This is a genomic window from Streptomyces sp. NPDC021012, assembly GCF_044333355.1.
In the GTDB taxonomy this organism is placed as follows: Bacteria; Actinomycetota; Actinomycetes; order Streptomycetales; family Streptomycetaceae; genus Streptomyces.
The window spans coordinates 548,324-568,357 of the sequence record NZ_JBIRQU010000002.1; the positions used below are offsets into that span (position 1 = coordinate 548,324).

The following is a 20,034-nucleotide window of genomic DNA, read 5'->3' on the forward strand; positions in this document are numbered from 1 at the left end:
GACGCGTGTTCTGCCGAGTTCCCGAGACGGAGGAAACAGTGACGGATCATGACGTAACGGATCACGGCCCGGCGGATGTCGATCCGCTGCGGAAGAAGGTCTCCGCGTTCGTCCGTGAGCGCGTCTTCCCCGCCGAGCCGGTTCTCGACGCCGGCGGCCCGACCGCCGGGGCCCTCCGGGAACGGCTGCGCGCGGAGGCCCGTGAGTCCGGCCTGTGGGCGCTGCCCCTGCCGGCCGGACTCGGCGGCGGCGGGCTGGCCCTGAGCGCGTACGCGGCGATCGCCGAGGCCGAGGGGGCCAGCGACCACGGTCCCGCGGCCCTGGGATCGGCCTCCCTCCTCGACGTGACCATGCTGTCCCGGCACGGATCCGCACGGGTGGGCGCGGAGTACCTGCCGCGCCTGGTCTCCGGCGACCTCCGTGCCTGCTACGCGATGACGGAGCCGGGCACGCCCGGGACCGAGCCCGCGCTCACGGCGACCCGGGCGGAGCGGCGGCCCGGCGGCGGCTGGCGCATCACCGGCCGGAAGTGGTTCGTGTCGCACGCGGGCGACGCGGACCTCGTGACCGTGCTCGCCCGCACGGGCGGATCGGCGGGAGAGCGCACCGGCCTGTCCCTCCTCCTCGTGCCGACCGGCGCACCCGGCTTCCGGGTGGTGCGCGAGCTCCCGGTTCTCGGCGCGACCGGGCAGTACGAGATCGAGTTCGACGGTGTCGAGGTCGGCGGGGACCATCTCGTCGGCGAGACCGGCCAGGCCCTGGCCGTCGCGGGCGAACGCCTCCACCTGGGCCGCACCCTGCGGGCGTTGCGCTGGATCGGCCAGGCGCAGCGGGCCTTCGACCTCCTCTGCGACCGCGCCACGGCGCGCGAGGGTGCCCGGGGACGGCTCGCGGACCGTCAGCTCGTCCAACAGCACGTCTTCGAATCCCTGCTGGCACTGAGGACGACACGGCCGCTCGTGCACGAGGCGATGGCGCTGGTCGCGGACGGACGCGACGCCCACGTGGAGGTCGGCCTCGCCAAGACGGCGGCGGCCCGCACGCTCCAGGACGTCGCGGACCGGGCCGTCCAGGTCTTCGGCGCGGCCGGACTCGGCCCGGACACGCCCCTGCCGGCGCTGTTCCGTACGGGACGGACGGCCCGGATCCTCGACGGCCCGGACGAGCAGCACGTCTCGTCCGTCGCCCGGCGCGTCCTGCGGAGCCACGGTCAGGCCCCTGCCGTCGCACCCGTCTGAGAGCGGCCCGGCCGGGCTCCGTCCGTCCGTTCCGGCGTGCGGGGGAGCACACTGGCAGGAGGGGGCGGAAGGCTTGCCCCGCCCGGGGTCCAACCGATCCCGCCCGCCGGTGGAAGAGGGTGCGCGGATGCCCAGAACCCGGTCCTCGTCCCGCTCGCGCTACAGCCCCGACCGGGGGCTCTCGGCGCGCATGGCGACGACGATGTTCCTGATCGGCCTGCTGTACGTGGTCTTCGTCGGCGTCCTGCTGGTGCTGCTGCGCGGATCCTGGCCGGTCATCCTGCTGATCGCGGGCGCCCTGTTCGTCGGGCAGTTCTGGTTCAGCGACCGGATCGCCGCGCTGGGCATGGGGGCACGCGAGGTGACCCGCGAGCAGGCCCCCGAGCTGCACGGCACCGTGGACCGGATCTGCGCGCTGGCCGACATGCCGAAGCCGAAGGTGGCGGTCGCCGAGAGTGACGTGCCGAACGCGTTCGCCACCGGCCGCGGCGAGAAGACCGCGCTGGTCTGCGTCACGACCGGCCTGCTGCGCCGCCTGGAGCCGGAGGAGCTGGAAGGGGTCCTCGCGCACGAGATGTCGCACGTGGCGCACCGGGACGCGGCGGTCATGACCATCGCGTCCTTCCTCGGCGTCCTCGCGGGGATGATGACGCGGGTCGCGCTCTACAGCGGTCTCGGCCGCAGCCGGGACAGCACCATGGGCCTCGCCGTGATCCTCGTCCCCGTGGTCAGCGCGGCCGTGTACGTCGTCAGCTTCCTCCTGACCCGCGTACTGTCCCGCTACCGCGAGCTGGCCGCCGACCGCGCCGCCGCGCTCCTCACGGGCCGCCCGTCGGCGCTCGCCTCCGCGCTCACCAAGGTGAGCGGCGAGATGGCCCGGATCCCGACGAAGGACCTGCGCAAGGCGGAGCCGTACAACGCCTTCTGGTTCGCGCCCGCCTTCTCCTCGAAGGAGAGCCTGAGCCGGCTCCTGTCCACCCACCCCTCCCTGGAGCAGCGGCTCGAACAGCTCACGCGGATCTCGACGCAGCTCGGCGGGGCGTGACGGCGGTGGGACTGCTCGACAGCATCCTCGGGCGCAGCCGGCCGGTCCGGCCCGATCTGGACCGTCTCTTCGGGCTGCCGGCCGCGGCGCTCACCCTCCAGGCGGGCACGGGCTTCGTCCCGGCCGGCACGGGCTCGGTGTGCTTCGCCGCGGTGGAGGGCGGCGCCTTCGCGCGCCTGAAGGAGGACGTACGGGACCTCCTCGACGTCGAGGCGGCGGCCGGACCGGAGGCGTCCCCCGTGACGTACGCCCCGGACGCGTACGGCTACACCTGGCTCACCGTACGGCGTCCCGCCGAGGACCTGATCACGCTGGTCAACGACCTGCACGCGGTCAACGCGCTCCTTGAGGAGGCCGGCTTCGGCCCCAACCTGCTCTGCTCCCTGACCGCGTTCCGCGCACCGGGCGACGGTGCGGGAGCCGACGGGCACCGGGCGCGCGACCTCGCGCTCGTGTACCTCTACAAGCGCGGCACCTTCTACCCCTTCGCGCCGCGCGCCGATCGCGCGGAGAGCCGCGACAACGCCCTTGAGCTCCAGGTCAGGGGGCTGCTGGCCGGCGATCTCGCGATGGAGCCGGACATGGAGCGGTGGTTCCCGGTCTGGGGCGCGCCGGGGCTCGGCGGGGCGGAGCGGCTCCCGGGGCCTTGAAGGCCGTACGGGAGGCGCTCGCCCGTACGGATCGCGCGGCGGCGCGCCGTCAGTCGGCGATCGGCCAGTTGAGCTCGGTCCGCAGGTCCCGGGGGTCCATGCCCGGCGTCGGCCGCGTCACGTACACCTCCCACCGGTCCTCGCCGCCCCGCAGCCCCTGCGCCCGGATCCAGTCCCCGAGCCGCTCCCAGGCCTCCGCGAGCCCGTCGAACCCGCCGCGGTGCGTCATCCGCGCGACCCTCCCGCCGGGGAGCCCGCCGGCGACGACTCCGTCCTCGGCGCTCACCTTCCGCTCCGTGACGAACCCGACCTCCAGGTCCAGCGTCTCCCCCGGTCCTCCGTGGGACAGCCCGAACGCGGCGCTCTTCGGCGGGATCTGCTGCCTCTGCAGCACCCGCCCGAGCGCCCCGAAGGCCTCGTCGAAGAACGTGCGCAGTTCGCCGAGGGGCACGGCGCCGCGTACGACGGCGGTGGTCTGGGGTTCGAGTTCCACGAGCCGGGGCCGCTGCTCGTGGTCCGGGGTGTCGCTGTCGTGGTCGTTCCGCATGCTCATGTCGTTCCGGCGCTCCGATCCGCTTCGATCCGCTTCGAGGGCGTACGGGGAACGTACCGACCGGACCCGCGCGGGAAGGTCATCGCCGCGCACTGCGCCGGGGCAGGATGCTCCCATGGACACGGATATGGATATGGATATGGACAGTGACGGGGACGGGGAAAGCAGCGTGGCCGAGGTCATCGAGCGGGAGTTGCTGTTGCTGAGCCCGGCCGTGCGGTCCTCCAGGGCGTTGACGGAGCAGCTCCTCGATCCGGAGTTCGTGGAGGTCGGCGCCTCGGGCCGTAGGTGGGATCGCGAGTCGATGCTCTCGGGGATGCCGGTCATGCAGGGCGCGGCCGACGACGGGCCGCGGTACGAGGCCGGCGAGATGACCGGCACCCTGTTGGCACCGGGGATCGTGCACCTGACCTTCGAGACGGTGCTCGACGGCAGGCGGGCCCGGAGGAGCTCGATCTGGCGGAAGCTGGACGACGCGACCGGGTGGCGGATGTACTACCACCACGCCACGCCCGTGCCGGAGGCCTGAGGCCCACCCCTCCCTGCCGCACGGGGCCCGTGCGGCAGGGGCGACCGGCGTGATCACGCCGACGGGTGCGGTGCCGCCTCGTCCTGGACCTTGGGCTCGGCGGGCTGCTGCGGAGCGGGCGGGGTGCGGACCAGCAGGGCGATCAGTACGGTCAGCCCGCCGATCACGGCGCCGACGCCGAATCCCCACCGGATGCCCGTCGCCAGGGCACCGGTGGCGTCGGCGCCGCCGGCCGCCGCCGTGGCGGCGCGTCCCGACATGACGCTGATGACCAGGGCGGTGCCGGCGGCGGCCGCGACCTGCTGGAGCGAGCCCAGGATGGCGGAGCCGTGGGGGTAGAGGTGCGGCGGCAGCACGGACAGGCCGGACGTGAAGATCGGCGTGAACACGAACGCCATGCCGGCGCTCAGAGCCACGTGGAGGACGAGCACCAGCCACGGCGAGGTCTGTTCGCCCGTGAAGGCGAACAGGGCGAGGCATACCGCGGTGAGCACGGCTCCGGGTACGACGAGGCGGGGTGCGCCGAGCCGGTCGTAGAGCTTGCCGACCTGCGGTCCGAGCAGGCCCGTGGTCAGGCCGCCGGGGATGAGGAGCAGCCCGGTCTGCAGCGAGCTCAGGCCGGCCACCTCCTGGAGGTAGATCGGCAGCAGGATGAACCCGCCCATGAGGGCCATGAAGGACAGGCACATCAGGCCGAGCGCCACGGAGAAGTGACGGTACGTCAGCGTGCGCAGGTCGAGCAGCGGTGTGGACGAGCGCTGCAGCGCCAGCTGTCGCCATACGAACAGCCCCACCAGGACGCCGCCGGCCAGGGTCGTGACCGCCGGGGGCACGGGGGCCTGCGTTGAGTTCTCGGCACCGAGGCCGCTCAGGCCGTAGACGAGGGCGCCGAAGCCCAGCGCCGCCAGGGGTACGGACGGCCAGTCGATGGGTCCGGCCTGCGGCTCGCCGATGTTGACGAGCCGGCGCCGGCCGAGGAGGGCCATGGCTCCGGCGATGGGCAGCACGGCCAGGAACAGCAGGCGCCACGTCCCCAGTTGCAGCAGCACGCCGGAGGCCGCGGGGCCGAGCGCGGGCGCGACGGAGATGACGAGGGTGATGTTCCCCATGACCCGGCCGCGGTCGTGCGGGGGCACGAGGGTCATCAGCGTCGTCATGAGCAGCGGCATCATGACGGCGGTGCCGCCTGCCTGGATGACGCGGGCGGCCAGCAGCACGGGGAAGGCGGGCGCGGCCGCGGCCAGGGACGTGCCGGCGAGGAACAGCGCCATGGCCGTACCGAAGGCGGTCCGGGTCGTCACGCGCTGGAGGAACCATCCCGTCACCGGGATGACGACGGCCATGGTGAGCATGAAGGACGTGGACAGCCACCCCGCGGCTGCCGCGGTGACCTCGAACTCGCGCATGAGCCGCGGGATCGCGTTCACCATGATCGTCTCGTTGAGGAGGACGACGAAGGTCGACAGCACGAGAATCCGTAGTACGGCGGTGACGCGGGCGGGTGGGAGCACGGGCTCCGCGGGGGATGCGAGCATGGTGCCTTCCGTCATGTGAGTGTCCTCCGCTCGGGGCGGGTCACCTGGACAGACCTCGGCGCCGGGAAGAACTCATCGGTGTTCCCCGATCCTCCTGGCACCACCGCCCGGGCTCAACCCATTTACCGCCGCCGCCCGTTCCCGCCGACTCCACCGGAGGGCCCACGGGGGTGCGCACAAACCCTTCTCCCCCTCCCCGAAGCGCTGACGTACGCCGAGCGGGCGACCTCCGGCCCTCCCGCCCCTCTGCCACCATGGGGCGGTGAGCGACACAGAGGCGGGAAAGGGCCCCGGGCGTACGGACGGCGGCGCGCGGGGGCGGCGGCGCCGGGACCCGGAGTGGACGTACTCCGCGCTGCTCGACGCGCTGCTCCAGTTGATCTCGGAGAGCGGCCGGGAACCCACCAGGAAGGCGATCGCGGAGCGGGCGGGCGTGTCCGAGCGGACGGTGTTCGTGCACTTCGCCGACCGCGAGGCGCTGTACGTGGCGGCCGCGCGGCGGCAGGCCGAGCGGTGGCGCGTCCACGCGGAACCGGTACCGCCCGCGTGGGGGACGGCCCGCAAGGTGGGGGCGCTCGTGGCACAGCGCGGCCGGATGTACGAGGTGATGACGCCGATCCGCAGGATCGGGCTCGGTCTGGAACCGGACTCGCCGGGCCTGCGCGGGGTGATGGCGGAGGGCGACGCCTGGTTCCGGGCTGACCTCGCCGCGGTGTTCGCGCCCGAGCTGGGGCGGATGCCGGACGCCGAAGAACCCGGGGGGCCGCTCGACACGCTGGAGGCCTCCTCGTCCTGGGCGGTCTGGGACCATCTGCGCTCCCGTCGGGGGCTCGACGAGCCGGCGGCCCGGGCGGCGGTCGAGCGGACGCTGCGGGCGCTCCTCGAGGTCGTGCCGCAGACCCCTTGACTCGTATTGCAGTCACACTGCAATAGTGGGCGTCCTCACCGAGCACCGGGAAGGACGTCACCCTGTCATGACTCCGATGAACCGGCGCGGCTTCGTCGCGGCCGCCGCCGCGATGGGCGCCGCGGCCGCCTCCGTCTCCCTGAACCCGCAGACCGCCCAGGCGCTCGCCGGGCACGGGCACCCGCCCGAGGGGCCTCGGACCCCCACGCGGACCGACGGGCTGCCGTACGAGGACGAGGCCGACTTCGCCGACGCGGACCGCGGGTTCATCGCCGCGTTCACCGGCGGACCGATCACCACCGCCGCCGGGAAGACCGCCTGGGACCCCGACGCCTACCGGTTCCTCGCCGACGCGGAGGGCGGTGAGGGCGTCCCCGACACCGTCGACCCCAGCCTGTGGCGGCAGGCGCGGCTCCTGTCGCGCCAGGGCCTGTACCGGGTCACCGACCGGATCTACCAGGTCAGGGGCCTGGACCTGTCCAACATGACGATCGTCGAGGGCGACACCGGCATCATCGTCATCGACCCGCTCATCTCCGCCGAGACCGCCGCCGCGGCGCTGCGGCTCTACCGCGCCCACCGCGGCGACCGCGCGGTCCGGGCGATGATCTACACCCATCCGCACGTCGACCACTTCGGCGGCTGCCGGGGCGTGCTGCCGGACGGCGCCGGGGACGTGCCCGTCCTCGCCCCGAAGGGCTTCATGGAGCACGCGGTCAGCGAGAACGTGTACGTCGGCACCGCCATGGCGCGCCGCGCCGCCTACATGTACGGCTCCACGCTCCCCAAGGACGCGGGCGCGCAGGTCGGCTGCGGGCTCGGCCTCACGGTCTCGCTCGGCACCGTCGGACTCATCGCCCCCACCCGGTCCATCGGCAGCACGGGAGAGGAGGCCGTCCTCGACGGGGTGCGGATCCGGTTCCAGATGACCCCGGGCACCGAGTGCCAGGAGGAGATGAACTTCCTCTTCCCCGACCTGCGCGCGGTGTGCATGGCGGAGAACGCCACCCACACCATGCACAACATCCTCACCCTGCGCGGCGCCCAGGTCCGCGACGCCCACGCGTGGGCCGGCTACCTCACCGAGTCGATCGGGCTCTACGAGGGCGCCGCCGACGTCGCCTTCGCCTCCCACCACTGGCCCACCTGGGGCAACGACGCCATCGTCGGCCTCCTCACCCACCAGCGGGACCTGTACGGCTACCTGCACGACCAGACCGTCCGGCTGATCAACCGGGGCATGACCGGCACCGAGATCGCGGAGACCTTCCGGCTCCCGCCCCAGCTCGAAGGCGTCTGGGCCAATCGCGGCTACTACGGCTCGCTGAGCCACAACGTCAAGGCCGTCTACCAGCGGTACATGGGCTGGTTCGACGGCAATCCGGCCCACCTCTGGGAACACCCGCCCGTCGAGGAGGCCCGCCTCTGGGTGGAGTCCCTGGGCGGCCAGGCGGCGGTCCGCGCCCGCGCCCGGCACTACGCCGACCGGGGCGAACTGCGCTTCGCCGTCACCCTGCTCAACCACGCCGTCTTCAACGACCCCGGCGACGACCGGGCCCGGCGGCAGCTCGCCGCGCTCTACACCCGCCTGGGACAGGCCGTCGAGAACGCCGTCTGGCGGAACTTCTACCTCACCGGAGCCCAGGAACTCCTGCACGGCATCACGCCGCACGCCACCGCCGCCCTCGGTCCCGACATGTACCTGGCGCTCGGCGTCGGCCAGATCATCGACAGCCTCGCCGTCCGCGTCGACGGCCCGAAGGCCTGGTCCCTGCGGATCACCATGGACTGGCACATCGGCGCCGACTACTGGCACCTGCGCCTCGCCAACGGCCTGCTCACCTGGACCACGGACACCCGCCCCGACCCCGACGCGGGCCTGACCCTGACGATGACCAAGCCCCGGCTCATCTCCCTCCTCGCCGGAAAGGGCACCGACGGCATCACCATGACCGGCGACCGCACGCTCCTGCCGCAGCTGCTCGGCGTCCTCGACACCCCCGAGCCGGAGTTCCCGATCGTGACCCCGTGACCGCGTGACCGCGTGAGCCGGCCGGCGCCGGAACCGGTCCGTCCGGTGGCCCGCTGCCCTACCGTCTCCTCCATGCCACCCCCGCTGCTGCACCGCCGCTGCCCCGAACTGGCCGACTCGCTGCCCTTCCTCCGGCTGGGCGAGGCCCCCACGCCGGTGCGGCGGCTGCCCGGCCTCGGCACACGCTCCGAGCTGTGGATCAAGGACGAGAGCGGATACGGCGACGGCGGCTGGGGCGGCAACAAGGTCCGCAAGCTGGAGTGGCTGCTGCCGGAAGCCCGGCGGCGCGGCACGAGGACCATCCTCACGGTCGGCGGCCTCGGCACCAACTGGGGCCTCGCCACCGCCCGGTACGCGCGGGAGTCGGGGCTCGGGGTGGCCCTGGGTCTGATCGACCACCCGGTGGACGAGCACGTGCGGGCCCAGCTGGAACGGCTGCGCGCCTCCGGCGCGACGCTGCACTTCCTGCACACCAAGACCAGGCTGGTCCTGGCCGCGCCCTGGCTCTTCGCCCGGCACTCCCACGGCCTCACTCCGCCGTACTACCTCCCGGCGGGCGGCTCCTCGCCGCTGGGCACGCTCGGCGCGGTCGAGATCGCCCTGGAGCTGGGCGCGCAGGTCGAGGCCGGGGAACTGCCGGAGCCGGCGTGGCTCGTCACCGCCGTCGGATCCGGCGGGACCGCCGCGGGCCTCGCCCTCGGACTGCGGCTCGCCGGGCTGCGCACCCGTGTCCTCGGCGTCGTCGTCAACGACACCCTGAAGCTGGACTCCGCCACCCTCCTCAAGCTGGCCCGCCGCTCCACGGCCCTGCTCCGGGCCCGGGGTGCCGATCTGGACGACGCCGGGCCGGCCCCCGACGCGATCCGCACCGAGACGGCCTGGCTGGGGGACGGCTACGCCCACCCCACCCCGGCCGGCGACCGCGCCCTCGCCCTCGTATCGGCGCAGACCGGGCCGGCCCTGGAACGCACCTACACCGCCAAGGCGCTCGCGGCCCTGCTCGACCTGGACGCGGCCGGCCGCCTGGACGACGGCCCGGTGGTGTTCCTGCAGACCCACGGACCCCGCTGAGGGCCGGTCCGGGTCGCCCGCGCCGGGGCGGCCGCGGGGAGGGGAGTCACAGGTGGCGGGCCGGGGCGGGCCTTGGGACCATTTTCCCGGAGGACAGCCATGGCTTCTGACGCGCACACATCCCCGGCGGACGGCTCCCCGGGCCGCGAGGCCGCCGAGACCGAAGGCACCGTGCCGGATGACGGCTCCGCGAAACGGCGTCGGTCGCTCCGGTTCACGCTCCCCGGCTGCTGGGGTGCGCTCCTCCTCGCCTGTCTCTCCTTCACCCCGTCCCTGCTGCCTCGCGGCGGGGTGCTCCAGGGATTGATCTGCGGCATCAGCGCGGCCATCGGCTACGGGCTCGGCGTGATCGCGGCCTACGTGTGGCGCGCGTTCGCCGACCGGGAGGCGCGAGACGCCTCCCGCAGGTCGTGGCGCGTTCTGATCGTCTGCGCGATCGTGCTGTTCGGCCTGGCGTTCGGGTTCGGCCAGTACTGGCAGCACGAGATCCGCGAGCTCATGGGGGTCACCGACTACGACGTCCTCGCCGCCGTCGCCTCCCCGTTCCTGGCCGCGCTCGTCTTCTGGCTCCTCCTGCTCGCGGGCCGGGGGCTGCGCCGCCTGTACCGCTGGCTCGCCCGTCTCCTCCGCCGCTGGATCGGGCCGCGCGCGGCGCGCGTGGTCGGCTGGGTCGTCGTGGCGGGCCTGGCCTGGGCCGTCGTCAGCGGCGTACTGCTCGCCGGTTTCGTGAACGCGACCAACGAGGCGTTCTCGCTGCGGGACGACGAGACGCCCGAAGGCGTGCACCAACCCACCACCACCCTGCGCTCCGGCGGGCCCGGTTCGCTGGTGCCGTGGGACACGCTGGGCTACCAGGGCCGGGCCTTCACCGGCAGCGGGCCGTCGGCCCGGGACATCGGCGCGTTCACCCACCGCCCGGCGCTGGAGCCCGTACGGGCGTACGCGGGGCTCCAGACCGCCGACGACGCGGAGGCGCGCGCCGAGCGGGCCGTCGCGGACCTCCAGCGGGCAGGCGGCTTCGAGCGCGCGCGCCTGCTCGTCATGACGACCACGGGAAGCGGCTGGGTCGACCCCGCCGCCGTGGACTCGTTCGAGTACCTCGGCGGCGGCGACTCCGCCACCGTGGCGATGCAGTACTCGTACCTGCCGTCGTGGCTCTCCTACCTCGTGGACCAGTCCAAGGCGCGCGAGGCCGGCCGGGAGCTCTTCGACGCGGTCTACGACGTCTGGTCCAAGCTGCCCCAGGACAAGCGCCCGCAGCTGTTCGTCGCCGGCGAGAGCCTGGGGTCGTTCGGCGGCGAGGCGGCCTTCAGCGGAGAGTACGACCTGCGCAACCGCACCGCCGGGACCCTATTCGCCGGTCCTCCGAACTTCAACACCCTGTTCCGCGAGTTCAGTGACCACCGCGACGCGGGGAGTCCGGAGATCGAGCCCGTCTACAAGGAGGGCCGGACCGTACGGTTCACCGACGAACCGACCGCCGGGATCCCTCCGGAGGACGCGCAGTGGAACGGCACGCGGGTGCTGTACCTGATGCACCCGTCCGATCCGATCGTCTGGTGGAGCCCGGATCTGGCGTTCTCCGAACCCGACTGGATCGGCCAGGCGCCCGGCAGCGACGTGCTCGAAGGGATGGTCTGGATCCCCTTCGTGACCTTCTGGCAGGTCACCGCCGACCTGCCGTTCTCCACGGGCGTGCCGGACGGGCACGGTCACACGTACAAGGCCGCGTACGTCGACGGCTGGAACGCCGTCATGAGGCCTTCGGGCTTCACTCCGCAGGACCTGGACCGGCTGCGGGAGATCATCCATCCGGCCGGCTGAGCCCCGTGTGCCCGACGCGATCGCCCGGTCAGCGCAGCAGGAAGCCGACGAGGTAGCCGAGCGCGTTGACCGCCCAGTGCAGGCCCATGGGCGCCAGCAGACTGCCGCTGCGGCGGCGCAGTTCGCAGAACAGGACGCCCGCCGCCGCCGTGAACAGGACGGCGGCCGCGATCGCGAGGACGGCGCCGAGCGCGGAGTCGCCGACGACGCTCGCCAGCGCGGGTTTCGCCGCCGCCAGGTGCAGGGACGGCAGGACGTGCCACAGACCGAACAGCAGACTCGACACGCTGGTAGCCCAGACCGTCCCACGGGCTCGGCGCACCAGCCCGTAGAGCACTCCGCGGAAGGCGATCTCCTCCACCAGGACGGTACCGACGGGGACCACCACGAGGACGCGCACCGCCAACCCGCTCCCGGTCATCCCGTCGTACCGCCGGTCCTCGAACAGCGAGCGGGTGTCCGGCAGCAGCGCTCCGACGGCGTAGACGAGTCCGACGAGGCCGATCAGGACCAGCGCCCACCTCGCGCCCCGGGCCAGTGTCCCGCGTGCCAGTCCCGCGTCCGCCAGGGTGCCGCCCGACCAGCGGAGCACGCCGAGGAGCAGGGCGCTGACCGCGACGGCCGTCACCAGGCGGAGCGGTCCGGTCCAGTGGTGCAACAGCAGGTTGGCCCCGACGAGAACGGCGACCACGAGGCCGACGGCCGGCCAGGTGCCGATCGTCCCGCGCCACCGGCTCCGCGCCGGGTCGCCCGCGGTGGGACGCGCTCGTGCCGCGGGCCGCTCGGCGTCGTCGGGATCGCGGCGGGGCACCGGGGTGAGTCCGTCCGTGGCGGTCAGCGGTCGTGCTTGAGCGAGTCCCTGATGCCCTCTGCCCTGTGACGCACGCTCGTCACCGTCTGTCGGATCCTGGCCTTCACCTGGTCCGTCCTGCCCTCGGCCTCCAGGCGTTCGTGGCCGGTGATCTTTCCGGCGATCTCCTTGATCCTGCCCTTGGCCTTCTCCATGCCGGTGTTCATGCCCGTGGTCCCTCCGTCGCGTCGGTTCCCACCCTCCACGCTAGGTTTGCGCGGCCCGGGGTGCTCGTCGACGCCCGACATCGGTCGTGTCCACCGGTCGGGGGCGGTCCCGGACCGTGGTCAGGCCAGTACGCGGAGGGCCGCCGGCCTCACCCTGAGGGTCACCGGCAGGGTCGCGTCGACCTCGCCGTCCGCGCCGTACGGGAGGGGGCGGTCGGCCTCGATGCGGACCTCCTTCCCGCGCAGGATCTCGATCTGGGGACGCTTCACGTGCACGCCCGTCTTCAGCTCGTTCATCATGGCGAAGAAGAGACGCTTGGGCGCCTCCTTGATGACCACGATGTCGAGGAGGCCGTCGTCGACCCGCGCGCCCGGCGCGATGTTCCTGCCGAACCCGTAGAAGCCGGAGTTGGCCGCGACCACGGTGTAGCCGGTGCGCTCGTGCCGGACCCCGTCGATCGTGAGGCGGTACGCGGCGGGCTTCCAGGAGAGGACCGCCCGCAGGCCCCCGGCGTAGTAGGAGGCCGCGCCGCGCAGCAGGCGGGAGTCGTTGGCGTGGCGGTTGGCCACCGCGTCGACACCCGCGTACACGCTGCCGAGGACGTGGACCCCCTGGTGCCGGGCGGACTCCACCTCGATGGTGTCGACGGCCCGCGGTTCGCCGTCGAGCAGCACCTTGGCGAGGCCCGGGGCGTCGGTGGGGAGCCCCAGGGCACGCGCGAAGTCGTTGCCGCGGCCGGCGGGGACCAGGCCGAAGACCGTGTCCGTGCCGCTGAGCGCGCCGCCGACGGTGCCGGCCATGCCGTCACCGCCGACGGCGAGCACGGTGTGCCCCTTCGCCCCGGCCTCCCGGGCGACTTCCCGCGCGTGCTCCAGGCTGCGGCTGTAGACGGTGTCGAGCCGCGCGCCGGCCTCCCGCAGCAGCCGGGCCAGCGGGAGCAGGCCCGCCGTGCCGCTGGAACCCCCTGCGGTGGGGTTGACGACGGCGGTGAACTGTCGCATGGATCTGGCCTCCGGGCGGCAGAAGGAGAGGTTCGGGAGGAGAGGTGCGGGGGGCGGTGCTCAGCGGACGGGGATCAGGACCCCGGGGCTGAGCACGCCGGACGGGTCGACCTCGGCCTTGACGGCCTGGAGCATGCGGATGCCGAGGGGGCCGATCTCGCGGGCGTACCAGTCGCGGTGGTCGGTGCCGACGCCGTGGTGGTGGCTGATGGTGCCGCCCGCCGCCAGGATCGCGTCGTTCGCGGCCCGCTTCACCGGCTCCCAGTGCGCGACGGCGTCCTCGCCCTGGGCGGAGACGACGGTGAAGTACAGCGAGGCGCCGTTCTCGTACGTGTGGGAGATGTGGCACATGACGAGCGGCGGGGTGCCGGCCTCGGTGAGGGTGGTGGTCAGCGCCTCACGCACCGCCGTGTACAGGCCGGGGATCGCGGACCAGAAGGCGGCCGTCTCCAGGGTCTCGGCGAACGCGCCGGCGTCGAGGAGCGCGTCGCGCAGGTAGGGGGCGTTGTACCGGCCGTGCTCCCACTTGTCGCCGGCCTCCTCGCCGATGAACTCGCCGTCGCAGGCGAGGAGGACCTCACGGGCGGCGGCGCGCCGGGCGGCCGTCTCCTGCTCGGTGCCCTCGAAACCGACGATGGCCATGCAGCCCGGGTTCTCGGGGAGTTCGGTGTTGCCGATGGCGTCCGGCTGCGCGAGGCCGATGAAGGTCTCGGACTCGTCCGAGAGCCGCAGCACGGTGGGGCGCGGGCCGTCCTGGGCGAGTCGGCGCAGGGCCGCCGTGCCCGCCTCGAAGGAGGCGAAGCGCCAGCCCTCGTAGATCCGCTTCTGCGGCAGCGGGCGGACGCGCACGGTCACCGCCGTGATCACGCCGAGGGCGCCCTCGGAGCCGAGGACGAGCTGGCGCAGGTCGGGGCCGGCGGCGGAGCGCGGGGCCCGGCCGGTCTCCAGGGTGCCTTCGGGGGTGGCGACGGTCAGGCCGAGGACCATCTCGTCGAAGCGGCCGTAGCCGGCCGAGGCCTGGCCGCTGGAGCGGGCCGCGGCGAAGCCGCCGACGGTGGCCCATTCGAAGGACTGCGGGAAGTGGCCGAGCGTCCAGCCCCGCGCGTTGAGCAGCGCCTCCGCCTGCGGGCCGCGCAGACCGGGCTGCAGGATCGCGGTGCGGGAGACCTCGTCGACGGCGAGGAGCTGGTCGAGGCGGCGGAGGTCCAGGGCGACGAAGGGCCGCTTCGTGGTGGGCGCGAGGCCGCCGACGACGGAGGTGCCGCCGCCGAACGGGACGGCGGACAGGCCGTGTTCGGCGCAGGCCGCGAGGACGGCGAGGACCTCGTCGTGGCTGCCGGGGAGGACGACGGCGGCGGGGATGTCGTCGACCTCGCCGGCGCGGATGCGCAGGAGGTCGGGGGTCGACTTGCCGCGGGTGTGCCGGATGCGGCTCTCGGCGTCGTCCCGTACGCCGTCCGGCGCGGAGACGGCGGCGCGCAGGGCGGCGCCCGCCTCGTCGGTCAGTGCCGGGGCGGGCACGTCGATGTCGGCGAGGGCGGACGGGCCGCTCTCGCGAGGGGTGACGCCGAGCAGGTCCCGCAGGAGGCCGGTGACCGATTCGGGCAGGGGCGCCGCCTTGGCCGGGTCGCCCCAGCCGCTCCACAACATGTCCACTTCGAGAGGTTCCTCACGGTCTGTTTCACGAACGACGCTGCCACTCGGCCTGCGCTGGCATTACACTGTGACAGATGACGCCCATTCGTCACAACCATGCGGACGCGGATCCCGTACTCGACGCCGCACGCGACTGCGTGCTGGCCGTCGGCGTACGCCGGACCACCCTCACCGACGTCGCCCGGCGGGCCGGCGTGTCCCGGATGACGCTGTACCGGCGCTGGCCCGATGTGCGCAGCCTCGTCGGCGACCTGATGACCCGTGAGTGGATCGCCGTCGCCGCCGGCGCCATGCCGCTCGACGAGGACGACCGGCCCCAGCGGGAGCGGATCGTCGAGGGGCTCGTCGCCGGAGCCGCGGCGTTCCGGGCCCACCCGCTGTTCCACAAGATCCTCGACGTCGACCCCGAGCTGCTGCTGCCGTACATCCTCGACCGGCGGGGCGCCAGCCAGGACGCCCTGCTCGGGCTGCTCCACACGGCCCTGGAGGAGGGCCACGAGGACGGCTCCGTACGCCGCGTCCGGCCCGACCTGCAGGCCCGGTCCCTGCTGCTCGTCGTCCAGTCCTTCACGCTCTCGCTGCGCACCATGACCGACGAGACCGATCCCGAACTGAGCGAAGCCGCCTTCCTGGACGAGCTGCGCACCCTCCTCGAGAGGACCCTCACGCCATGAACCCCGTGCACCCCACGAGCGGCACCGCCCTGCCCGGATCCTCGCTGAACGCCGAGCGGCGCCGGCGCGAACTGGACCGGCTCGCCGACGGCGACGCCGTCGACGTCCTGGTCGTGGGCCTCGGCGCGACCGGAGCCGGAGCCGCGCTCGACGCCGCCACCCGCGGACTGAGCGTCGCCGCGATCGACGCCCACGACCTCGCGTTCGGCACGTCCCGCTGGAGCTCGAAACTGATCCACGGCGGGCTGCGCTACCTCGCGTCCGGACAGCTCGACGTCGCCCACGAGAGCGCCGTCGAGCGCGGCATCCTCATGGAGCGCACCGCCCCCCACCTGGTGCGCGCCCAGCCCTTCGTACTGCCCCTCACCCCGCTCGTCAGCCGTGGTCAGGCCGCCCTCGCCCGCGCCGGATTCCTCGCGGGCGACCTGCTGCGCGTCGGCGCCCGCACCTCGCGCCGCACGCTGCCGCAGCCGCGCACGCTGTCCGCCGTCGAGACCCGCCACCTCGCCCCGGCCCTGCGCCCGGTCGGGCTGCGCGGCGGCCTGCTCTCCTGGGACGGCAAGCTCTCCGACGACACCCGCCTGGTCACCGCGATCGCCCGCACCGCCGCCGCCCACGGCGCCCGTGTCCTCACCCGCGCCCGGGCCCTGGAACTCCACGGCGACGGCGCGCTGGTGCGCGACGAGACCACCGGCCAGGAGCTGCGCGTCCGCGCCCGTACGGTCGTCAACGCGACCGGGGTCTGGGCGGGCGGCCTCGTCGAGGACGTACGCCTGAGGCCCTCGCGCGGCACCCACCTCGTCCTGCGCTCCGAGACCCTCGGGCGGCTCTCCGCCGGCCTGCACATCCCGATCCCCGGCGAGACGAACCGCTTCGTCCTGGTCCTGCCCCAGGGCGACGGGCGCGTGTACGTGGGCCTCACCGACGAGCCCGTCGACGGCGACGTCCCCGACGTGCCGGAGGTCCCCGAGACCGACATCGGCTTCCTCCTCGACGTCCTCGGTTCCGCCCTCGACGTCACCGTCCAGCGCTCCGACGTGGTCGGGGCCTTCGCCGGACTGCGGCCCCTGCTCGACACCCGGGACCCGGAGGGCCGCACCGCCGACATCTCCCGCAAGCACGCCGTGCTCACCTCGCCCGACGGGATCGTCACCGTCGTCGGCGGCAAGCTGACCACCTACCGCCGCATGGCCGAGGACGCCGTCGACGCCGCCGTGGCCGCGCGCGGCCTGACCGCCGGCACGTGCCGCACCGCGTCCCTGCCCCTCGTCGGCGCCGCCCGGCCCGGGACCCTCGCCGGGCTCGACGTCCCGCCCCGCCTCGTCCACCGCTACGGCACCGAGGCACCGGCCGTCCACGCCCTCGGTCTCCGGGATCCCGAGCTCGCCGAGCCCGTCGTCCCCGGCCACCCCGTCACCCGCGCCGAACTGCTGTGGGCCGTCCGCCACGAAGGCGCCCTCGACGTCTCCGACCTCCTCGACCGCCGCACCCGCATCGGCCTCGTCCCGGAGGACCGCGCCCTCGCCGAGGAAGCGGCCCGGGACGCCCTCGCCCGTACGGCCCGGGTGGGATGAACGGGACGGTGCCCCTGCCCGGACACGCGGGCAGGGGCACCGTCGGGTTCACATGACGGTCCGGTACGACACCCACGGTCCCGTCCTGACGCCGTCGCGCAGGGCCCCGATGCGCCGGCGCCATTCGGCGCGCAAGGAGGGGTGGGTGCGCAGCATCGGCAGCACCACGGTGAGCACGTTGAGCGCGTGGACGCGGATCAGGGTGGGCAGGCCGTCCCAGTCACGGAGGTCGAAGCCGTACGCGTCGACGAGGCGTCGGTAGTCCGCCCAGGGGCGTCCGTACCGCAGGCAGCCGATGAGTTCGGGGGCCAGGTCCCATTCGGGCGGTCCGAGGCACATGAAGTCCAGGTCGCACAGGACGGCGTGTCCCTCGGGCGCGCGCAGCATGTTGCCGATGTGGGCGTCGCCGTGGATGACCGTGCGCGGGAGCGCGTGGGGAAGGCGGGGCAGTTCGTCCGCCAGGCGGTCGGCGAGGCCGTGGAGGAAGGCGAGGTCGTCGGGCGGGATGTCGTCCGGGGCCCGGCGGAGCCGGGCGCGGGCCACGCGCAGGGGGTTCCACTCGGGCAGGGGGAAGGGGGGCGGGTCGAGTGCGTGGATCCGGCGGAGGGGTCCGGCCAGTTCGGATGCGGTCGGCTCGTGTCCCGGGCGCTGGGGGAGGTAGCGCCAGAACGTGGCGGGCATCCCGTTCGCCGTGATGACGGGCTGGTCGACGGGGAGCGCGGCGAGCCGCACGGTGGGCAGGCCCTGCTCCTCCAGCCACCGCGCCAGGTCCACGATGCGGGTGGCGTCCTCCGTGGCCAGTTGGGGGCCCGCGATGCGGACGACGAGGGGGGCCGAGCGGAGGCGGAAGACGGCGTTCACCGTGATGTGGAGCAGTTCGGCTCCCTCCGCGCTCACGCCCGCGGTCCGGCAGGCGCCGTCCAGCGCACGGTGGAACACCTCGGTGTCGAACGGCGCCGTGCCCATCGTCAGTCCGCCGCGAGGTCGCGTCGGCGGAGCACGAACGGCCCGAGGACGAGGAGGTCCATCGGGGTGGTGGCGAAGCAGGCGACGGCGTCGCGCGGGTGGTCCGCGATGGGCATCTCGGCCACGTTGAAGCTGGTGTTGATGACGACCGGGACGCCCGTCTCCCGCTCGAACTCCTTCAGCATGCGGGCGACGACGGGTTCGTCGGCCGCGTCGACGGTCTGGATGCGGGCGCTGCCGTCCACGTGCAGGGCGGCCGGGATGCGCTCGGCCCAGTCGGGCCGGACCTGGTGGGTGAAGAGCATGTACGGGCTGGGCAGCGGCCCGTCGAAGATCTCCGCGGCGCGTTCCAGGAGGACCATCGGGGCGACGGGCCGGAACTGTTCGCGGCCCTTGATGTCGTTGAGGCGTTCGAGGTTGCCGGGGTAGCAGGGGTTGGCCAGGATGCTGCGGTGACCCAGGGCGCGGGGACCGAACTCGCTGCGGCCCTGGAACCAGCCGATGACCTTGTTGTCGGCGAGCGCGCGGGCCGCCACCGAGGCCACGTCCGCCGGGCGCGAGTAGGAGATCCGGTTGGCCTGGAGCCAGGCCTCCGTCTCCGCGTCGCTCCAGCCGCGCCCCAGGGCCGCGGTGGTCATGTGCTTGACGGGGTCGCCCGCGGCCTGGGCGGCGTACAGGGCGCCGCCGAGCGCGGTGCCCGCGTCTCCGGCCGCGGGCTGGATCCAGACGGATTCGAAGGGGCCGTCGCGGACGATGCGGGAGTTGGCCACGCAGTTGAAGCCCACGCCTCCGGCGATGGCCAGGTTCCGTTCCCCGGTCTGCTGTTTGAGCCAGCGCGCGAGGTCGAGGAGGACCTCTTCGAGGCGTCGCTGGACGCTGGCGGCGAGGTCCGCGTGGTGGGACTCCATCTTCTCGCCGCGCAGTCGGCGGGGCATCAGTTCGTCCAGGCCGAGGGGTTCGACGACGAAGGTGCCGTCGGGTGTGGCGCGCACCCGCTCCCGGAAGCGGCGCAGATAGGCCGGCCGGCCGTAGGCGGCCAGGGCCATCACCTTGTACTCGTCGGCGGACCGGCGGAAGCCGAGGTGTTCCGTGACGTCCTCGTACAGGTGGCCCAGCGAGTGGGGCAGCTGCTGACCGGCCAGGACGGTCAGCACGCCGTTCTCGGCGCGGCCGGCGAGGTGCGTCGCCAGTTCGCCGCGGCCGTCGAGGACGAGGACCGCACAGCTGTCGTACGGGGCCGCCAGGTAGGCCGAGGCGGCGTGGGCGAAGTGGTGGGGGACGAAGGTGACCTTGGCCGGATCGAGGTCGGGGAACATCCTGTGCAGGAATTCGGGTGTCGTCTGGGCGTAGGTCTTGTGGACCTGTTCCCAGAAGCCCCTCGGTTCACTGAGGTCCGGTTCCGGCACGAGAGACGGCTCGTAGGAGTAGACGACGGCGTCGAGATCCCTCATGGACAGTCCGGATTCGGCCAGACAGCTCGCCGCGGCAAACTCCGGAAGTTCCCAGCGGTTGAACGGAACGGGGGTCTTTCGAGCCTTTTTCCGCGTCAGCCGCTCTTCCTCCTGCGCGGTGACGATTTCACCGTCGACGACCAGTGCGGCTGCGGGGTCATGGAAGATCGCGTTGATGCCGAGAATTTTCATGTGCTCCCCTTCGTGCCTACCGTGCGCTCTTTTGGTGCGCCCTTCCAGTGAGCCGTGGGCCGTTCTACCGTAAGGGAAGTCGGAGTGGAGCGTAAGGTCACCAACCCCCACATACCAT

General features: G+C 73.4%; 18 protein-coding genes. 10 read left to right on the plus strand and 8 right to left on the minus strand.

The window, feature by feature from the left end:
• The first annotated feature begins 38 nt into the window (after nt 1-38).
• The 3 genes from ACH4TP_RS07840 (at nt 39) to ACH4TP_RS07850 (ending at nt 2,933) form a co-directional block, all read left to right on the plus strand.
• Nucleotides 39-1,238 (plus strand): acyl-CoA dehydrogenase family protein, encoded by a 1,200-nt coding sequence (locus ACH4TP_RS07840; protein WP_398436403.1) that lies wholly within the window; start codon nt 39-41, stop codon nt 1,236-1,238.
• A gap of 127 nt (nt 1,239-1,365) precedes the next feature.
• The gene (htpX, locus tag ACH4TP_RS07845) at nt 1,366-2,283 is read left to right on the plus strand and encodes a zinc metalloprotease HtpX (RefSeq protein WP_398179370.1); all 918 of its coding nucleotides are present in this window, start codon (nt 1,366-1,368) and stop codon (nt 2,281-2,283) included.
• A gap of 5 nt (nt 2,284-2,288) precedes the next feature.
• Entirely contained in the window at nt 2,289-2,933 is a 645-nt protein-coding gene (locus ACH4TP_RS07850; RefSeq protein ID WP_398179367.1) for a hypothetical protein, read from the plus strand.
• A gap of 49 nt (nt 2,934-2,982) precedes the next feature.
• Here ACH4TP_RS07850 and ACH4TP_RS07855 read toward each other — a convergent pair whose 3' ends face one another.
• The gene (locus ACH4TP_RS07855; protein ID WP_398436404.1) at nt 2,983-3,486 is read right to left on the minus strand and encodes a GyrI-like domain-containing protein; all 504 of its coding nucleotides are present in this window, start codon (nt 3,484-3,486) and stop codon (nt 2,983-2,985) included.
• 139 nt (nt 3,487-3,625) lie between these two features.
• Here ACH4TP_RS07855 and ACH4TP_RS07860 point away from each other — a divergent pair, with 139 nt between their 5' ends.
• On the plus strand, nt 3,626-4,015 hold the full coding sequence (locus ACH4TP_RS07860) for a DUF4440 domain-containing protein (RefSeq protein WP_398436406.1): 390 nt from the start codon (nt 3,626-3,628) through the stop codon (nt 4,013-4,015).
• Nucleotides 4,016-4,068: 53 nt separating this feature from the next.
• On the opposite strand, the gene ACH4TP_RS07865 is transcribed toward ACH4TP_RS07860, so the two are convergent.
• Nucleotides 4,069-5,565 (minus strand): DHA2 family efflux MFS transporter permease subunit, encoded by a 1,497-nt coding sequence (locus ACH4TP_RS07865; RefSeq protein ID WP_398436408.1) that lies wholly within the window; start codon nt 5,563-5,565, stop codon nt 4,069-4,071.
• A 247-nt stretch (nt 5,566-5,812) separates the two neighbouring features.
• Between ACH4TP_RS07865 and ACH4TP_RS07870 the strand changes: the two genes are divergently transcribed.
• From ACH4TP_RS07870 to ACH4TP_RS07885, 4 genes are all read left to right on the plus strand, one after another.
• Entirely contained in the window at nt 5,813-6,457 is a 645-nt protein-coding gene (locus ACH4TP_RS07870) for a TetR/AcrR family transcriptional regulator (RefSeq protein WP_398436410.1), read from the plus strand.
• Nucleotides 6,458-6,524: 67 nt separating this feature from the next.
• The gene (locus tag ACH4TP_RS07875; protein ID WP_398179352.1) at nt 6,525-8,489 is read left to right on the plus strand and encodes an alkyl/aryl-sulfatase; all 1,965 of its coding nucleotides are present in this window, start codon (nt 6,525-6,527) and stop codon (nt 8,487-8,489) included.
• Nucleotides 8,490-8,561: 72 nt separating this feature from the next.
• Nucleotides 8,562-9,560: a 1-aminocyclopropane-1-carboxylate deaminase/D-cysteine desulfhydrase gene (locus tag ACH4TP_RS07880; RefSeq protein ID WP_398436411.1), complete on the plus strand. Its 999-nt coding sequence runs from the start codon at nt 8,562-8,564 to the stop codon at nt 9,558-9,560.
• Nucleotides 9,561-9,659: 99 nt separating this feature from the next.
• On the plus strand, nt 9,660-11,384 hold the full coding sequence (locus tag ACH4TP_RS07885) for an alpha/beta hydrolase (RefSeq protein WP_398436412.1): 1,725 nt from the start codon (nt 9,660-9,662) through the stop codon (nt 11,382-11,384).
• A gap of 28 nt (nt 11,385-11,412) precedes the next feature.
• On the opposite strand, the gene ACH4TP_RS07890 is transcribed toward ACH4TP_RS07885, so the two are convergent.
• The 4 genes from ACH4TP_RS07890 to ACH4TP_RS07905 form a co-directional block, all read right to left on the minus strand.
• Nucleotides 11,413-12,195 (minus strand): lysostaphin resistance A-like protein, encoded by a 783-nt coding sequence (locus ACH4TP_RS07890; protein ID WP_398436413.1) that lies wholly within the window; start codon nt 12,193-12,195, stop codon nt 11,413-11,415.
• 23 nt (nt 12,196-12,218) lie between these two features.
• Nucleotides 12,219-12,401, minus strand: coding sequence for a CsbD family protein (locus ACH4TP_RS07895; protein ID WP_398436414.1), 183 nt, complete (start codon nt 12,399-12,401; stop codon nt 12,219-12,221).
• 120 nt (nt 12,402-12,521) lie between these two features.
• The gene (locus tag ACH4TP_RS07900; protein WP_398436415.1) at nt 12,522-13,403 is read right to left on the minus strand and encodes a diacylglycerol/lipid kinase family protein; all 882 of its coding nucleotides are present in this window, start codon (nt 13,401-13,403) and stop codon (nt 12,522-12,524) included.
• 60 nt (nt 13,404-13,463) lie between these two features.
• Nucleotides 13,464-15,059 (minus strand): FAD-binding oxidoreductase, encoded by a 1,596-nt coding sequence (locus tag ACH4TP_RS07905; RefSeq protein WP_398179334.1) that lies wholly within the window; start codon nt 15,057-15,059, stop codon nt 13,464-13,466.
• A gap of 74 nt (nt 15,060-15,133) precedes the next feature.
• On the opposite strand from ACH4TP_RS07905, the gene ACH4TP_RS07910 reads away from it, so the two are divergent.
• Together ACH4TP_RS07910 and ACH4TP_RS07915 are read left to right on the plus strand one after the other, a co-directional pair.
• Complete coding sequence (locus ACH4TP_RS07910) at nt 15,134-15,733, plus strand: TetR/AcrR family transcriptional regulator (RefSeq protein ID WP_389224836.1); 600 nt, start codon at nt 15,134-15,136, stop codon at nt 15,731-15,733.
• Nucleotides 15,730-17,307: a glycerol-3-phosphate dehydrogenase/oxidase gene (locus ACH4TP_RS07915; RefSeq protein WP_398436417.1), complete on the plus strand. Its 1,578-nt coding sequence runs from the start codon at nt 15,730-15,732 to the stop codon at nt 17,305-17,307. Before ACH4TP_RS07910 ends, ACH4TP_RS07915 begins: the two co-directional genes overlap by 4 nt.
• Nucleotides 17,308-17,355: 48 nt before the next feature.
• On the opposite strand, the gene ACH4TP_RS07920 is transcribed toward ACH4TP_RS07915, so the two are convergent.
• The gene (locus ACH4TP_RS07920; protein ID WP_398436419.1) at nt 17,356-18,273 is read right to left on the minus strand and encodes a phosphotransferase enzyme family protein; all 918 of its coding nucleotides are present in this window, start codon (nt 18,271-18,273) and stop codon (nt 17,356-17,358) included.
• A gap of 2 nt (nt 18,274-18,275) precedes the next feature.
• A complete protein-coding gene (locus ACH4TP_RS07925; RefSeq protein WP_398436421.1) occupies nt 18,276-19,916 on the minus strand; it encodes a carbamoyltransferase in 1,641 nt (546 codons plus the stop codon).
• Between the last annotated feature and the right edge of the window lie 118 nt (nt 19,917-20,034).

Bases quoted from the DNA above. Each gene is read 5' to 3' on its own strand.
- ACH4TP_RS07885 (WP_398436412.1), top strand. From the start codon at position 9,660: ATGGCTTCTGACGCGCACACATCCCCGGCGGACGGCTCCCCGGGCCGC.
- ACH4TP_RS07915 (WP_398436417.1), top strand. From the start codon at position 15,730: ATGAACCCCGTGCACCCCACGAGCGGCACCGCCCTGCCCGGATCCTCG.
- ACH4TP_RS07910 (WP_389224836.1), top strand. From the start codon at position 15,134: ATGACGCCCATTCGTCACAACCATGCGGACGCGGATCCCGTACTCGAC.
- ACH4TP_RS07925 (WP_398436421.1), bottom strand. From the start codon at position 19,916: ATGAAAATTCTCGGCATCAACGCGATCTTCCATGACCCCGCAGCCGCA.
- ACH4TP_RS07855 (WP_398436404.1), bottom strand. From the start codon at position 3,486: ATGAGCATGCGGAACGACCACGACAGCGACACCCCGGACCACGAGCAG.
- ACH4TP_RS07895 (WP_398436414.1), bottom strand. From the start codon at position 12,401: ATGAACACCGGCATGGAGAAGGCCAAGGGCAGGATCAAGGAGATCGCC.
- ACH4TP_RS07865 (WP_398436408.1), bottom strand. From the start codon at position 5,565: ATGACGGAAGGCACCATGCTCGCATCCCCCGCGGAGCCCGTGCTCCCA.
- ACH4TP_RS07880 (WP_398436411.1), top strand. From the start codon at position 8,562: ATGCCACCCCCGCTGCTGCACCGCCGCTGCCCCGAACTGGCCGACTCG.
- ACH4TP_RS07860 (WP_398436406.1), top strand. From the start codon at position 3,626: ATGGACAGTGACGGGGACGGGGAAAGCAGCGTGGCCGAGGTCATCGAG.
- ACH4TP_RS07920 (WP_398436419.1), bottom strand. From the start codon at position 18,273: ATGGGCACGGCGCCGTTCGACACCGAGGTGTTCCACCGTGCGCTGGAC.
- ACH4TP_RS07900 (WP_398436415.1), bottom strand. From the start codon at position 13,403: ATGCGACAGTTCACCGCCGTCGTCAACCCCACCGCAGGGGGTTCCAGC.
- htpX (WP_398179370.1), top strand. From the start codon at position 1,366: ATGCCCAGAACCCGGTCCTCGTCCCGCTCGCGCTACAGCCCCGACCGG.
- ACH4TP_RS07875 (WP_398179352.1), top strand. From the start codon at position 6,525: ATGACTCCGATGAACCGGCGCGGCTTCGTCGCGGCCGCCGCCGCGATG.